This is a genomic window from Klebsiella sp. D-Nf1 (assembly GCF_002810515.1).
Lineage (GTDB): Bacteria > Pseudomonadota > Gammaproteobacteria > Enterobacterales > Enterobacteriaceae > Klebsiella > Klebsiella variicola.
Map to the genome: position 1 here is coordinate 13,022 of NZ_PIOK01000016.1, position 13,531 is coordinate 26,552.

Annotated in this window: 28 protein-coding genes and 1 pseudogene; 1 reads left to right on the forward strand and 28 read right to left on the reverse strand. The window is 50.7% G+C overall.

The window, feature by feature from the left end:
- Positions 1 to 25: 25 nt before the first annotated feature.
- The 25 genes from rpsK to rpsJ all read right to left on the reverse strand — a co-directional run bounded on the left by rpsK (position 26) and on the right by rpsJ (position 11,587).
- Positions 26 to 415 carry a 30S ribosomal protein S11 gene (rpsK, locus tag CWM54_RS27430; protein ID WP_004388621.1) on the reverse strand — a complete coding sequence of 130 codons (390 nt, stop codon included), beginning with the start codon at positions 413 to 415 and terminating at the stop codon, positions 26 to 28.
- A gap of 16 nt (positions 416 to 431) precedes the next feature.
- The gene (gene rpsM, locus CWM54_RS27435; RefSeq protein WP_002919259.1) at positions 432 to 788 is read right to left on the reverse strand and encodes a 30S ribosomal protein S13; all 357 of its coding nucleotides are present in this window, start codon (positions 786 to 788) and stop codon (positions 432 to 434) included.
- Between the two features lie 146 nt (positions 789 to 934).
- Positions 935 to 1,051 (reverse strand): 50S ribosomal protein L36, encoded by a 117-nt coding sequence (gene rpmJ / locus CWM54_RS27440; protein WP_000868187.1) that lies wholly within the window; start codon positions 1,049 to 1,051, stop codon positions 935 to 937.
- A 33-nt stretch (positions 1,052 to 1,084) separates the two neighbouring features.
- Positions 1,085 to 2,416, reverse strand: coding sequence for a preprotein translocase subunit SecY (gene secY, locus CWM54_RS27445; protein WP_008807050.1), 1,332 nt, complete (start codon positions 2,414 to 2,416; stop codon positions 1,085 to 1,087).
- 7 nt (positions 2,417 to 2,423) lie between these two features.
- A complete protein-coding gene (rplO, locus tag CWM54_RS27450) occupies positions 2,424 to 2,858 on the reverse strand; it encodes a 50S ribosomal protein L15 (protein ID WP_061153137.1) in 435 nt (144 codons plus the stop codon).
- 3 nt (positions 2,859 to 2,861) lie between these two features.
- Positions 2,862 to 3,041: a 50S ribosomal protein L30 gene (gene rpmD / locus CWM54_RS27455; protein ID WP_001140434.1), complete on the reverse strand. Its 180-nt coding sequence runs from the start codon at positions 3,039 to 3,041 to the stop codon at positions 2,862 to 2,864.
- Between the two features lie 3 nt (positions 3,042 to 3,044).
- Entirely contained in the window at positions 3,045 to 3,548 is a 504-nt protein-coding gene (rpsE, locus tag CWM54_RS27460) for a 30S ribosomal protein S5 (protein WP_000940121.1), read from the reverse strand.
- A 14-nt stretch (positions 3,549 to 3,562) separates the two neighbouring features.
- Positions 3,563 to 3,916, reverse strand: a complete 354-nt coding sequence (rplR, locus tag CWM54_RS27465) for a 50S ribosomal protein L18 (RefSeq protein WP_006817270.1) — start codon at positions 3,914 to 3,916, stop codon at positions 3,563 to 3,565.
- A 9-nt stretch (positions 3,917 to 3,925) separates the two neighbouring features.
- A complete protein-coding gene (gene rplF / locus CWM54_RS27470; RefSeq protein ID WP_008807049.1) occupies positions 3,926 to 4,459 on the reverse strand; it encodes a 50S ribosomal protein L6 in 534 nt (177 codons plus the stop codon).
- A gap of 12 nt (positions 4,460 to 4,471) precedes the next feature.
- Positions 4,472 to 4,864: a 30S ribosomal protein S8 gene (gene rpsH, locus CWM54_RS27475; RefSeq protein WP_008807048.1), complete on the reverse strand. Its 393-nt coding sequence runs from the start codon at positions 4,862 to 4,864 to the stop codon at positions 4,472 to 4,474.
- Between the two features lie 33 nt (positions 4,865 to 4,897).
- Complete coding sequence (gene rpsN, locus CWM54_RS27480) at positions 4,898 to 5,203, reverse strand: 30S ribosomal protein S14 (RefSeq protein ID WP_002919667.1); 306 nt, start codon at positions 5,201 to 5,203, stop codon at positions 4,898 to 4,900.
- Between the two features lie 14 nt (positions 5,204 to 5,217).
- The gene (gene rplE, locus CWM54_RS27485; RefSeq protein ID WP_003031123.1) at positions 5,218 to 5,757 is read right to left on the reverse strand and encodes a 50S ribosomal protein L5; all 540 of its coding nucleotides are present in this window, start codon (positions 5,755 to 5,757) and stop codon (positions 5,218 to 5,220) included.
- 14 nt (positions 5,758 to 5,771) lie between these two features.
- Positions 5,772 to 6,086, reverse strand: coding sequence for a 50S ribosomal protein L24 (rplX, locus tag CWM54_RS27490; protein WP_003031122.1), 315 nt, complete (start codon positions 6,084 to 6,086; stop codon positions 5,772 to 5,774).
- Positions 6,087 to 6,096: 10 nt separating this feature from the next.
- A complete protein-coding gene (gene rplN, locus CWM54_RS27495; RefSeq protein ID WP_002919748.1) occupies positions 6,097 to 6,468 on the reverse strand; it encodes a 50S ribosomal protein L14 in 372 nt (123 codons plus the stop codon).
- Positions 6,469 to 6,633: 165 nt separating this feature from the next.
- Positions 6,634 to 6,888: a 30S ribosomal protein S17 gene (gene rpsQ, locus CWM54_RS27500; protein ID WP_004106347.1), complete on the reverse strand. Its 255-nt coding sequence runs from the start codon at positions 6,886 to 6,888 to the stop codon at positions 6,634 to 6,636.
- The gene (gene rpmC / locus CWM54_RS27505) at positions 6,888 to 7,079 is read right to left on the reverse strand and encodes a 50S ribosomal protein L29 (protein ID WP_002919754.1); all 192 of its coding nucleotides are present in this window, start codon (positions 7,077 to 7,079) and stop codon (positions 6,888 to 6,890) included. Before rpmC ends, rpsQ begins: the two co-directional genes overlap by 1 nt.
- Positions 7,079 to 7,489, reverse strand: coding sequence for a 50S ribosomal protein L16 (gene rplP / locus CWM54_RS27510; RefSeq protein WP_002919759.1), 411 nt, complete (start codon positions 7,487 to 7,489; stop codon positions 7,079 to 7,081). The genes rpmC and rplP overlap by 1 nt, the downstream gene beginning before the upstream one ends.
- A gap of 12 nt (positions 7,490 to 7,501) precedes the next feature.
- Positions 7,502 to 8,200, reverse strand: a complete 699-nt coding sequence (gene rpsC, locus CWM54_RS27515) for a 30S ribosomal protein S3 (protein ID WP_002919766.1) — start codon at positions 8,198 to 8,200, stop codon at positions 7,502 to 7,504.
- Between the two features lie 17 nt (positions 8,201 to 8,217).
- Positions 8,218 to 8,550, reverse strand: coding sequence for a 50S ribosomal protein L22 (gene rplV / locus CWM54_RS27520; RefSeq protein ID WP_002919773.1), 333 nt, complete (start codon positions 8,548 to 8,550; stop codon positions 8,218 to 8,220).
- 14 nt (positions 8,551 to 8,564) lie between these two features.
- The gene (rpsS, locus tag CWM54_RS27525) at positions 8,565 to 8,843 is read right to left on the reverse strand and encodes a 30S ribosomal protein S19 (RefSeq protein WP_001138115.1); all 279 of its coding nucleotides are present in this window, start codon (positions 8,841 to 8,843) and stop codon (positions 8,565 to 8,567) included.
- Between the two features lie 16 nt (positions 8,844 to 8,859).
- Positions 8,860 to 9,681: a 50S ribosomal protein L2 gene (gene rplB, locus CWM54_RS27530; RefSeq protein WP_002919786.1), complete on the reverse strand. Its 822-nt coding sequence runs from the start codon at positions 9,679 to 9,681 to the stop codon at positions 8,860 to 8,862.
- Positions 9,682 to 9,698: 17 nt separating this feature from the next.
- On the reverse strand, positions 9,699 to 10,001 hold the full coding sequence (gene rplW, locus CWM54_RS27535) for a 50S ribosomal protein L23 (RefSeq protein ID WP_000617546.1): 303 nt from the start codon (positions 9,999 to 10,001) through the stop codon (positions 9,699 to 9,701).
- A complete protein-coding gene (gene rplD, locus CWM54_RS27540; RefSeq protein ID WP_002919794.1) occupies positions 9,998 to 10,603 on the reverse strand; it encodes a 50S ribosomal protein L4 in 606 nt (201 codons plus the stop codon). The genes rplW and rplD overlap by 4 nt, the downstream gene beginning before the upstream one ends.
- A gap of 10 nt (positions 10,604 to 10,613) precedes the next feature.
- Positions 10,614 to 11,243 (reverse strand): 50S ribosomal protein L3, encoded by a 630-nt coding sequence (rplC, locus tag CWM54_RS27545; RefSeq protein WP_061153136.1) that lies wholly within the window; start codon positions 11,241 to 11,243, stop codon positions 10,614 to 10,616.
- A gap of 32 nt (positions 11,244 to 11,275) precedes the next feature.
- On the reverse strand, positions 11,276 to 11,587 hold the full coding sequence (rpsJ, locus tag CWM54_RS27550) for a 30S ribosomal protein S10 (protein ID WP_001181005.1): 312 nt from the start codon (positions 11,585 to 11,587) through the stop codon (positions 11,276 to 11,278).
- 380 nt (positions 11,588 to 11,967) lie between these two features.
- On the opposite strand from rpsJ, the gene CWM54_RS27555 reads away from it, so the two are divergent.
- Positions 11,968 to 12,453, forward strand: coding sequence for a prepilin peptidase (locus CWM54_RS27555; RefSeq protein WP_100682207.1), 486 nt, complete (start codon positions 11,968 to 11,970; stop codon positions 12,451 to 12,453).
- On the opposite strand, the gene bfr is transcribed toward CWM54_RS27555, so the two are convergent.
- From bfr to tuf, 3 genes and pseudogenes are all read right to left on the reverse strand, one after another.
- On the reverse strand, positions 12,437 to 12,913 hold the full coding sequence (gene bfr, locus CWM54_RS27560) for a bacterioferritin (protein WP_061153134.1): 477 nt from the start codon (positions 12,911 to 12,913) through the stop codon (positions 12,437 to 12,439). The two genes, CWM54_RS27555 and bfr, sit on opposite strands and share 17 nt — an antisense overlap.
- A gap of 73 nt (positions 12,914 to 12,986) precedes the next feature.
- Entirely contained in the window at positions 12,987 to 13,181 is a 195-nt protein-coding gene (bfd, locus tag CWM54_RS27565) for a bacterioferritin-associated ferredoxin (RefSeq protein ID WP_071839028.1), read from the reverse strand.
- Positions 13,182 to 13,361: 180 nt separating this feature from the next.
- Positions 13,362 to 13,531 (reverse strand): annotated as a pseudogene (gene tuf, locus CWM54_RS27570) (elongation factor Tu); the annotation flags it as partial.

The following is a 13,531-nucleotide window of genomic DNA, read 5'->3' on the forward strand; positions in this document are numbered from 1 at the left end:
TCCAACTAACCTGGAAAACGTAGCGTTATACGCGACGTTTCTTCGGCGGACGACAACCGTTATGAGGGATCGGAGTCACATCAGTAATATTAGTGATGCGGAAACCAGCGGCGTTCAGTGCACGAATGGTAGATTCGCGACCCGGACCCGGACCTTTGACCATAACTTCCAGATTCTTGATGCCGTATTCTTTTACGGCTTCTGCGCAACGCTCTGCTGCAACCTGAGCTGCAAACGGAGTGGATTTGCGAGAACCACGGAAACCGGAACCACCGGCTGTTGCCCAACCCAGTGCGTTACCCTGACGATCAGTAATAGTAACGATGGTGTTGTTAAAAGAAGCATGGATATGAGCCACGCCATCAGAGACTTGTTTTCTTACACGCTTACGTGCACGAACTGGTGCCTTTGCCATTATTCAATCACCCCGATTATTTCTTGATCGGTTTACGCGGACCCTTACGGGTACGTGCGTTGGTCTTGGTACGCTGACCGCGAACCGGAAGACCACGACGATGGCGTAAACCACGGTAGCAACCAAGGTCCATCAGACGCTTGATGCTCAGGGTGATTTCACGGCGCAGATCACCTTCAACGACAAATTTACCTACTGCTTCACGCAGAATATCAATTTGTTCTTCAGACAGCTCACTGATCTTAACATTTTCAGCGATGCCCGTTTCAGCGCAGATAGCTTTAGAACGGGTTTTGCCGATACCGAAAATAGCGGTTAAAGCGATTACGGTATGTTTGTGATCAGGAATGTTAATGCCTGCTATACGGGCCACTATGCACTCCTACTATTTAATATGTACGTACCATGCTGAAAAGCCCGTTTTCAGGATACTCAAATGGAAACGTACAGACATACAAAAGATTGGCTGGCTAATCTAGCCAGCTCAATCCAACTTTGCAAGAAAAATATGCGAATAAATCAGCCTTGGCGCTGTTTATGCTTCGGCTCGGCACTGCAAATCACACGGATGACGCCATCACGCTTAACGATTTTGCAGTTACGGCATAATTTCTTGACGGAAGCACGAACTTTCATTTTTACTCTCCGTAACTTCTCGGGCGACCAGTTTTAACGGCCGTAGCCTTTCAGGTTCGCCTTCTTCAATGCAGACTCATACTGACTGGACATCATCAGAGTTTGCACTTGAGCCATAAAGTCCATAATCACGACAACAACGATAAGCAGCGATGTTCCACCGAAGTAGAACGGCACTTTCATCGCGTCACGCATGAACTCCGGGATCAGGCAGATAAAAGTAATATACAACGCACCAACCAGAGTCAGGCGAGTCATCACTTTATCGATATACTTCGCCGTTTGCTCTCCCGGACGAATTCCTGGTACAAATGCACCGGACTTCTTCAGGTTATCTGCTGTTTCACGCGGGTTGAAAACCAACGCCGTGTAGAAGAAACAGAAGAAGATGATTGCAGACGCATAGAGTAACACATAAAGCGGTTGCCCAGGCTGCAAATACAGCGAAATTGTTGTCAGCCAGTTCCAACCAGTACCACCCCCGAACCATGACGTGATGGTTGCCGGGAACAGTATAATACTGGAAGCGAAGATTGCCGGGATTACCCCCGCCATATTCACTTTCAGCGGTAAATGTGTGCTCTGTGCAGCATAGACACGACGACCCTGCTGCCGTTTCGCGTAGTTTACCACAATGCGGCGTTGACCACGTTCAACGAATACAACAAAGAAGGTCACTGCAAATACTAATACTGCAACCAACAGCAACAGGAGGAAGTGCAGGTCGCCTTGACGCGCTTGCTCGATAGTATGGGCGATGGCCGGCGGGAGTCCCGCAACGATCCCGGCGAAGATCAGGATCGAGATACCGTTACCGATACCGCGCTCAGTGATCTGTTCGCCGAGCCACATCAGGAACATAGTCCCTGTGACCAGACTTACAACAGCGGTGAAATAGAACGCAAAGCCTGGATTAATCACCAGGCCCTGCATACCAGGCATATTCGGCAGACCGGTAGCAATACCGATCGACTGGAATATCGCCAGCACCAGAGTACCGTAGCGGGTGTACTGGCTGATCTTACGACGACCAGACTCCCCTTCTTTCTTCAGTTCTGCCAGCGGTTGGTAAACCACCGTCAGCAGTTGCACGATGATAGATGCCGAGATGTACGGCATAATCCCCAGTGCAAAGATAGAAGCACGGCTGAGAGCACCACCAGAGAACATGTTGAACATTTCAATGATGGTGCCTCGCTGTTGCTCAAGCAGTTTGGCAAGTACAGCGGCATCAATACCAGGGATCGGAATAAAAGAGCCAATACGGAACACTATCAGCGCACCGACCACAAACAGAAGTCTGCGTTTCAGCTCGCCAAGGCCACCTTTGGCACTTTGAAAATCTAATCCCGGTTGTTTAGCCATCTGCTACTTATTCCTCAATTTTACCGCCAGCAGCTTCGATAGCAGCACGAGCACCTTTAGTCACACGCAGGCCACGAACAGTTACCGGACGAGCTACTTCACCAGACAGGATCACTTTCGCGAACTCGATCTGGACGCCGATAATGTTAGCCGCTTTCAGCGCGTTCAGGTCTACTACATCGCCTTCTACGTGAGCCAGATCGGAGAGACGGATCTCTGCGGTGATCATCGCTTTACGAGAAGTGAAGCCGAATTTCGGCAGACGACGGTACAGAGGCATCTGACCACCCTCGAAACCGCGACGTACGCCACCGCCAGAACGAGACTTCTGACCTTTGTGACCACGACCACCGGTTTTACCGAGGCCAGAACCGATACCACGACCCAGGCGTTTACCCGCCTTTTTGGAGCCTTCGGCCGGAGACAGAGTATTTAAACGCATCTCTTACTCCTCAACTTTAACCATGAAGGAAACCGCGTTGACCATACCACGAACAGCAGGAGTATCCTCGCGCTCTACGGTGTGACCAATACGACGCAGACCCAGGCCAAGCAGTGTTGCCTTGTGTTTCGGCAGACGACCGATTGCACTGCGGGTTTGAGTAATTTTAATAGTCTTTGCCATGGTTTATTTCCCCAGAATTTCTTCAACGGATTTACCACGCTTGGCAGCGACCATTTCTGGAGAATTCATATTTTCCAGGCCATCAATAGTTGCACGAACCACGTTGATCGGGTTGGTGGAACCGTATGCTTTAGCCAGAACGTTATGAACCCCAGCAACTTCCAGAACGGCGCGCATTGCACCACCGGCGATGATACCGGTACCTTCGGAAGCTGGCTGCATGAATACACGAGAACCCGTGTGAACACCTTTAACCGGGTGTTGCAGGGTGCCGTTGTTCAGCGCGACGTTAATCATATTGCGACGGGCTTTTTCCATCGCTTTCTGGATCGCTGCTGGAACTTCACGCGCTTTACCGTAACCAAAACCAACGCGACCGTTACCATCGCCAACAACAGTCAGAGCTGTGAAGGAGAAAATACGACCACCTTTAACGGTTTTAGATACGCGGTTTACCGCGATCAGCTTTTCCTGCAGTTCGCCAGCTTGTTTTTCGATGTGAGCCATCTTACACCTCTACCTTAGAACTGAAGGCCAGCTTCACGGGCAGCATCTGCCAGTGCCTGGACACGACCATGATATTGGAACCCGGAACGGTCAAAGGAAACATCTTTGATGCCTTTTTCCAGAGCGCGTTCAGCAACAGCTTTACCCACAGCTGCGGCCGCGTCTTTGTTACCGGTGTACTTCAGTTGTTCAGAGATAGCTTTTTCTACAGTAGAAGCAGCTACCAGAACTTCAGAACCATTCGGAGCAATTACCTGTGCGTAAATATGACGCGGGGTACGATGTACCACCAGGCGAGTTGCACCCAGCTCCTGGAGCTTGCGGCGTGCGCGGGTCGCACGACGGATACGAGCAGATTTCTTATCCATAGTGTTACCTTACTTCTTCTTAGCCTCTTTGGTACGCACGACTTCGTCGGCGTAACGAACACCCTTGCCTTTATAAGGCTCAGGACGACGGTAGGCGCGCAGATCTGCTGCAACCTGGCCGATCACCTGCTTATCAGCGCCTTTCAGCACGATTTCAGTTTGAGTCGGACATTCTGCAGTGATACCGGCCGGCAGCTTGTGTTCAACAGGATGAGAGAAACCTAAAGCCAGGTTTACTACATCCCCTTTAACCGCTGCACGATAGCCTACACCAACCAGCTGAAGCTTTTTAGTGAAGCCTTCGGTAACACCGATAACCATTGAGTTCAGCAGGGCACGCGCGGTACCAGCCTGAGCCCATCCGTCTACGTAACCATCACGCGGACCGAAGGTCAGAGCATTATCTGCATGTTTAACTTCAACAGCATCGTTGAGAGTACGAGTCAGCTCGCCATTTTTACCTTTGATCGTAATAACCTGACCGTTGACTTTAACATCAACGCCGGCAGGAACAACGACCGGTGCTTTAGCAACACGAGACATTTTTTCCTCCGATTAGGCTACGTAGCAGATAATTTCGCCACCAAGACCAGCCTGGCGCGCTGCACGATCAGTCATAACACCTTTAGAGGTAGAAACAACTGCGATACCCAGACCCGCCATAACTTTCGGCAGCTCATCTTTACGTTTGTAGATGCGCAGACCTGGGCGGCTGACACGCTGAATGCTTTCTACAACAGCTTTACCCTGGAAATACTTAAGAGTCAGTTCCAGTTCCGGCTTGATGTCGCCTTCAACTTTAAAATCTTCAATAAAGCCTTCTTCCTTCAGCACGTTGGCAATTGCCACTTTCAGCTTGGAGGAAGGCATGGTGACCGCAGCTTTATTCGCGGCCTGACCGTTACGGATACGGGTCAGCATATCCGCGATCGGATCTTGCATGCTCATCTGTCTTTACTCCCGTGATTCAATTGGTGACAATTACCAGCTAGCCTTTTTCAGACCCGGGATTTCACCGCGCATAGCGGCTTCACGGACCTTAATACGGCTCAACCCGAACTTCCGCAGGAAACCATGCGGACGACCTGTTTGACGGCAGCGATTACGCTGACGAGACGGGCTGGAATCACGCGGCAGAGTCTGCAGCTTGAGAACAGCGTTCCAACGATCTTCGTCGGTTGCGTTCACATCAGAGATGATAGCTTTCAGTTCAGCGCGTTTAGCGAAGAATTTATCAGCTAAAGCCACGCGCTTTACTTCGCGTGCTTTCATTGATTGCTTAGCCATTAAGTAACCCTACCTTACTTGCGGAACGGGAAGTCAAAGGCAGCCAGCAGAGCGCGGCCTTCTTCATCAGATTTCGCAGTAGTGGTAATGGTAATATCCAAACCACGAACGCGGTCGACTTTATCGTAGTCGATTTCTGGGAAGATGATCTGCTCACGGACACCCATGCTGTAGTTACCACGACCGTCGAAAGACTTAGCGGACAAGCCACGGAAGTCACGGATACGCGGTACAGCAATAGTGATCAGGCGCTCAAAGAACTCCCACATGCGCTCGCCGCGCAGAGTTACTTTACAGCCGATCGGATAGCCCTGACGGATTTTGAAGCCTGCAACTGATTTGCGTGCTTTGGTGATCAGCGGTTTTTGACCGGAGATTGCTGTCAGGTCAGCTGCTGCGTTATCCAGCAGTTTCTTGTCAGCGATCGCTTCACCAACACCCATGTTCAGGGTGATCTTCTCGACCCGAGGGACTTGCATGACAGAATTGTAGTTAAACTCAGTCATGAGTTTAGCGACTACTTCGTCTTTGTAGTAATCATGCAGTTTCGCCATCGTACTACTCCAAATTACTTGATAGTTTCGCTATTAGATTTGAAGAAACGGACTTTTTTGCCGTCTTCGAATCTAAAGCCTACACGGTCAGCCTTGCCGGTTGCCGCGTTGAAGATAGCAAGGTTAGAGATCTGAATAGCTGCTTCTTTCTCTACAATGCCGCCTGGTTGGTTCAGGGCCGGAACCGGCTTCTGATGTTTCTTAACCAGGTTGATACCTTCAACAATGACCTTGCCGGAAGACAGGACATTTTTTACTTTACCGCGTTTACCTTTATCTTTACCGGTTAACACGATAACTTCGTCATCACGACGGATTTTAGCTGCCATGATTCGCTCCTTAGAGTACTTCTGGTGCCAGAGAGATAATTTTCATGAACTTCTCGGTACGAAGTTCACGAGTTACCGGCCCAAAAATACGCGTACCGATAGGCTGCTCGCTGTTATTGTTAAGAATAACGCATGCATTACCATCGAAGCGAATGACAGAACCGTCCGGGCGACGAACACCCTTCTTGGTGCGCACCACTACCGCCTTCAGCACATCACCTTTTTTGACCTTACCACGTGGAATTGCTTCCTTGATGGTGATCTTGATGATGTCGCCTACGCCTGCGTAGCGACGGTGCGAGCCACCCAGAACCTTGATACACATTACGCGACGTGCACCGGAGTTGTCGGCGACGTTCAGCATAGTCTGTTCTTGGATCATTTTAGTGCTCCGCTAATGTCAACTACTACTGAGACCCGAAAATTAGGGTCGTTAAAAAGCCCCATATCGAGGGCGCGGCATTATAACACCACAAACCAGATATGGGTAGAAAAAATAAACGGCTCATCGCTGAGCCGTTTATCCGTATCGAGAATGCGTACTCTATTACAGAACCGCTTTCTCTACAACGCGAACCAGCGTCCAGGACTTAGTCTTGGACAGCGGACGGCATTCGCGGATTTCAACCACGTCACCGATACCGCATTCGTTGTTCTCGTCATGTACGTGCAGTTTGGTCGTACGTTTGATGAATTTGCCGTATACCGGGTGTTTCACCATACGTTCGATAGCAACAACAATGGATTTCTCCATTTTGTCGCTAACTACGCGACCTTGCAGAGTACGGATTTTATCGGTCATTACGCACCCGCCTTCTGAGTCAGTAAAGTCTTAACGCGTGCAACATCACGACGCACTTGCTTCAGCAGATGAGTCTGTTGCAGCTGGCCACTTGCAGCCTGCATACGCAGGTTGAACTGCTCACGCAGCAGGTTCAGCAGCTCAGCGTTCAGCTCTTCAACGCTTTTTTCACGCAGCTCTTTTGCTTTCATTACATCACCGTCTTAGTTACAAAGGTGGTTTTGATCGGCAGTTTCGCTGCTGCCAGGCCGAATGCTTCACGGGCCAGCTCTTCCGGTACGCCGTCCATTTCATACAGGACTTTACCCGGCTGAATCAAGGCAACCCAGTACTCCACGTTACCTTTACCTTTACCCATACGAACTTCCAGCGGCTTCTCGGTGATCGGTTTGTCCGGGAATACACGGATCCAGATCTTACCTTGACGCTTAACTGCACGGGTCATAGCACGACGTGCTGCTTCGATCTGACGGGCAGTCAGACGACCACGGCCAACAGCTTTCAGACCGAAAGTGCCGAAGCTAACATCCGTACCCTGCGCCAGACCACGGTTGCGGCCTTTGTGCACTTTACGGAATTTTGTACGCTTTGGTTGTAACATCAGCGACGCTCCTTATTTACGGCCTTTACGCTGCTGCTTTTTAGGTTGAGCAGCCGGTTCCGGTTGTTCAACAGCAGCCATACCACCCAGGATCTCACCTTTGAAGATCCATACCTTAACGCCGATTACACCGTAAGTGGTGTGCGCTTCAGAGGTGTTGTAGTCGATGTCAGCACGCAGAGTGTGCAGCGGTACGCGACCTTCACGGTACCATTCGGTACGTGCGATTTCCGCGCCGCCCAGACGGCCGCTAACTTCAACTTTGATACCTTTAGCGCCCAGACGCATTGCGTTCTGTACAGCACGCTTCATCGCACGACGGAACATAACGCGACGTTCCAGCTGAGAAGTGATGCTGTCAGCAACCAATTTAGCGTCCAGTTCAGGCTTACGAACTTCGGCAATATTGATCTGTGCAGGTACGCCAGCGATATCCGCTACGACCTTGCGCAGTTTTTCTACGTCTTCGCCTTTCTTACCGATAACGATACCCGGGCGAGCAGTGTGAATGGTCACACGGATGCTCTTAGCCGGACGCTCGATAACGATGCGAGATACAGACGCTTTAGCCAGTTCTTTTGTCAGGAACTGACGTACTTTAAAATCGCTGTCCAGGTTGTCAGCGAATTCTTTGGTGTTCGCGAACCAGGTAGAGTTCCATGGTTTGACAATACCCAGGCGAATACCATTAGGATGTACTTTCTGACCCATTGCTAGTCTCCAGAGTCTCAGCGATCGGACACAACCACAGTGATGTGGCTGGTGCGCTTCAGGATGCGATCTGCACGACCTTTAGCACGCGGCATAATGCGCTTCATGCTCGGGCCTTCGTCTACGAAAATTTTCGCAACTTTCAGATCATCAATGTCAGCGCCATCGTTGTGTTCAGCGTTAGCAATGGCAGATTCCAGTACCTTCTTGACCAGTACAGCAGCTTTTTTGTTGGTGTAGGTCAGAATATCCAGGGCCTGCGACACTTTCTTACCGCGAATCAGGTCAGCTACGAGGCGAACCTTCTGAGCAGAAGAACGAGCATGGCGATGTTGAGCTAAAGTTTCCATCTCTTCCTCCTACCTTATTTCTTCTTCGCTTTTTTATCAGCAGCGTGGCCGCGATAAGTACGAGTCGGTGCGAATTCACCCAGTTTGTGACCAACCATTTCGTCGGAAACAAAGACTGGAACGTGCTGACGACCATTATGGACAGCGATGGTCAAACCGATCATGTTAGGAAAGATCGTTGAACGACGGGACCAAGTGCGCAGGGGCTTCTTGTCTCCGCTTTCCACCGCTTTCTCTACCTTCTTCAGCAAGTGCAGGTCAATAAAAGGACCTTTCTTGAGAGAACGTGGCATGGCTTATCCTCTAAAATTATTTGCTACGGCGACGTACGATGAATTTATCAGTACGCTTGTTGCTGCGGGTCTTCTTACCTTTGGTCTGCAGGCCCCACGGGGATACCGGGTGCTTACCAAAGTTACGACCTTCACCACCACCATGTGGGTGGTCTACTGGGTTCATCGCAGTACCGCGAACGGTAGGACGAACACCACGCCAGCGTGCAGCACCTGCTTTACCCAGAACGCGCAGCATATGCTCAGCATTGCCAACTTCGCCCAGAGTAGCGCGGCAGTCTGCTTCGACTTTACGCATTTCACCAGAACGCAGACGCAGGGTGACATAAGCACCGTCGCGAGCAACGATCTGAACGTAAGTACCAGCGGAACGTGCCAACTGACCGCCTTTACCTGGTTTCATTTCTACGTTATGAACGGTAGAACCAACCGGGATATTGCGCATCGGCAGGGTGTTGCCTGCTTTGATTGCAGCATCAACGCCAGACTGAATCTGGTCACCAGCTTTCAGGCCTTTCGGGGCCAGGATGTAACGGCGCTCGCCGTCTTTGTACAGAACCAGCGCGATGTTCGCGGAGCGGTTCGGATCGTACTCAAGACGTTCAACAACTGCCGGGATACCATCTTTGTTGCGTTTGAAGTCAACAATACGGTAAGCCTGCTTGTGGCCACCACCGATATGACGGGTGGTGATACGGCCATTGTTGTTACGACCACCGGATTTGCTGTTTTTTTCCAGCAACGGAGCAAAAGGTTTGCCCTTGTGCAGCTCTGGGTTAACCACTTTAACGACGTGGCGACGACCCGGAGATGTCGGTTTACATTTAACAACTGCCATTGTATTACTCCTCCGACTTACTCAGCGCCGCCAACGAAGTCCAGATTCTGGCCTTCTTTCAGGGTGACGTAAGCTTTTTTCCAGTCGCTACGACGACCGATACGCTGTCCGTGACGTTTAACTTTCCCTTTAACAACCAGGGTGTTAACGACTTCGACTTCGACTTCAAACAGTTTCTGCACAGCAGCTTTGATTTCTGCTTTGGTCGCGTCTTTAGCAACTTTGAGAACGATGGTGTTTGTTTTTTCCATCGCAGTAGACGCTTTTTCAGAAACGTGCGGTGCGCGCAGCACCTTCAGCAGACGTTCTTCACGAATCATGCCAGCATCTCCTCAACTTGCTTAACAGCATCAGCAGTCATTACGACTTTGTCGAAGGCGATCAGGCTAACCGGGTCGATACCGTTCGCATCACGTACGTCAACCTTGTGCAGGTTACGTGCGGCCAGGAACAGGTTCTCGTCCAGCTCACCGGTGATGATCAGCACATCTTCCAGAGCCATGTCTTTCAGTTTCTGTGCCAGCAGCTTAGTTTTCGGCGCTTCAACAGAGAACTTCTCGACAACGATCAGACGATCCTGACGTACCAGTTCGGACAGAATGCTTTTCAGCGCGCCGCGGTACATCTTCTTGTTAACTTTTTGACTGTGGTCCTGCGGACGAGCAGCGAAGGTCACGCCACCGGAACGCCAGATCGGGCTCTTGATAGAACCAGAACGCGCACGGCCGGTACCTTTCTGGCGCCACGGTTTTTTACCGGAGCCAGTGATTTCAGCACGAGTCTTCTGAGCACGAGTGCCCTGACGCGCACCAGCTGCATAAGCAACAACAACCTGGTGTACCAGCGCTTCGTTGAAATCACGACCGAAGGTAGTTTCGGAAACAGTCAGCGCGCTCTGCGCGTCTTTCAATACTAATTCCATTGCTATCTCCTCACGCCTTCACAGCTGGTTTAACGATCAGGTCGCTACCGGTAGCACCCGGGACAGCACCTTTAACCAGCAGCAGGTTGCGCTCAGCGTCAACACGTACTACGTCCAGGCTCTGAACGGTTACACGCTCATTACCCAGCTGACCTGCCATTTTCTTGCCTTTGAACACTTTGCCCGGAGTCTGGTTCTGACCGATAGAACCCGGAACGCGGTGAGACAAGGAGTTACCGTGAGTAGCGTCCTGGGTACGGAAGTTCCAGCGCTTAACGGTACCAGCAAAACCTTTACCTTTAGAGGTACCGGTTACGTCAACTTTTTTAACGTCAGCAAACAGTTCAACGCTAATGTCCTGACCTACGGTGAATTCTTCGCCGTCAGCAAGACGGAATTCCCACAGACCACGGCCAGCTTCAACGCCAGCTTTAGCGAAGTGACCCGCTTCCGGCTTGGTTACACGGTTAGCTTTTTTAGCACCGGTGGTAACCTGGATTGCGCGGTAGCCATCGTTAGCCAGGTCTTTAACCTGAGTAACGCGGTTTGCTTCAACTTCGATTACGGTTACTGGGATAGATACGCCATCTTCAGTGAAGATGCGGGTCATGCCCACTTTTTTACCGACTAAACCAATCATTGTTTCAACCTCTCAATCGCTCGATGACCTGATTAACCCAGGCTGATCTGCACGTCTACACCGGCAGCCAGATCCAGACGCATCAGAGCATCAACGGTTTTTTCAGTTGGCTCAACGATGTCAACCAGACGCTTGTGAGTGCGAATCTCGTACTGATCACGCGCATCTTTGTTGACGTGCGGGGAGATCAGAACGGTAAAGCGCTCTTTGCGGGTCGGCAGCGGGATCGGACCACGGACTTGCGCACCAGTGCGCTTAGCAGTCTCGACGATTTCCGCGGTTGATTGATCGATCAGACGATGATCAAACGCTTTAAGGCGGATACGGATTCTTTGGTTCTGCATGAGACCAGAGCTCCAATTATTTTATAGACGAAATGATTACTCCTCATACCCATTACGATTGATGGGAGAGTGTAACCGTTCTTACATAGTCCCCCGATTGGGGACATTGTTTGATAGCCAAGAGCACTATCAGGGTTCATATCGAACCGGCCGTCAACTTTGACAGGCCCGCGCATTATACGCAAATTCTGGCGCGACGCAAGCGCTGTTTAGAAAATCATCACCGGGATTTGCGCGTCTTCGCGATAGTGCGCTGCGCAAGGCGGTAACGCTGTCCATAAAGCTGCATTGCGCCATCCATTCTGGGAAATTGCATTTTGCGCCATGCTGGGCCAATAAGCATAGTGAGGCTATGTTCATTGACCATCATGGGGTTACTCATGCTCTCCGCCCTCCCCTTCTTACTCTGCTATAGCGGATTGACGCTAGTATTATGTCAGCAGGACCTGCGTCACGGCTTGCTGCCAGACCGCTTCACCTGTCCCCTGCTGTGGAGCGGCTTGCTTTTTTATCTCTGTCTGGCGCCGCATCATCTCAACGAGGCTGTCTGGGGAGCTATAGCTGGCTATCTCTCGTTTGCCGCCCTTTATTGGCTATACCGCAGGGTCCGTGGACATGAAGGATTAGGATATGGCGATATAAAATATCTCGCAGCCCTTGGGGCCTGGCATGGCTGGCGAATGCTGCCGCAGCTGGTGCTGGTAGCGTCATTGCTCGCCGGCATGACGTGGGTGGTATTGGGTCTGTCCGCCAGGTGCGGCGGCAACAGAAAATGGGAAAAGGACAACCCGCTGCCATTTGGGCCATTTCTGACGGCAGCAGGTTTCTGGTGCGGGTGGCAAACGCTGATTAGTCTGACACTTTAATCTGCGACTGCAGGTAATTCTGCAGGCCAATTTTGCCAATCAGATCGAGTTCGGTTTCCAGCCAGTCGATATGGCCTTCTTCATCCGCCAGGATCTCAATCATCATATCGCGGCTGACATAGTCATGGACGCTGTCGGCATAGGCGATCGCCTCGCGCAGGTTTTGCGCACCTTCCAGCTCCAGCCTTAAATCGGACTGCAGCATCTCTTCCACATCTTCACCGATGCCAAGTTTGCCGAGATCCTGGAGATTGGGGATACCTTCGAGGAAAAGAATACGCTCAATGTACTTATCGGCGTGCTTCATTTCGTCAATTGATTCGTGGTACTCAATATCGTTGAGGCGCAGAAGGCCCCAGTTTTTGAACATTCTCGCATGGAGAAAGTACTGATTAATTGCGACCAGCTCATTTCCCAATAATTTATTGAGATAACTTATGATTTTGACATCACCTTTCATTATATAGTCCCTCCGCTTCCACTTATTGAAGCGTAGTCCGGCCTATAGGGATGTCAAAAGAGAAGCGCGGGGTTCAGGCGATTTCTTTGAATTCCGGCATGGAGGTTAATTCATCTTCCATCACTTCGCGTGCCGCACGAACACACTTACCGCATTGATTTCCAACGGGAACAAACTTACGTAATTGCTGAAAAGATTGCGGTTGAAACTGGCGAACAACCTGGCGAATTTTTTTATCGCTAACGCCATTGCACAAACAAACGTACATATAAACTCCCGTTCAATTTATGCACAAATATTAAATGAGAATAGTTATGATTACAATAGACTATTTACTCATTATCCGCTGCAGCGCACGTTATGGAGGGCGTGACGTACACGTTCTTTCGCTGAACAGCGAGCAGCAAAAAGGGCGCCGAAGCGCCCTTTTTAATTCAAAGCTAACGAATTAGCCCAGAACTTTAGCTACAACGCCCGCGCCAACGGTACGGCCGCCTTCACGGATTGCGAAACGCAGACCATCGTCCATCGCGATCGGGTGGATCAGGGTAACAACCATTTTGATGTTGTCGCCCGGCATTACCATCTCTACGCCTTCCGGCAGTTCGATGGTACCAG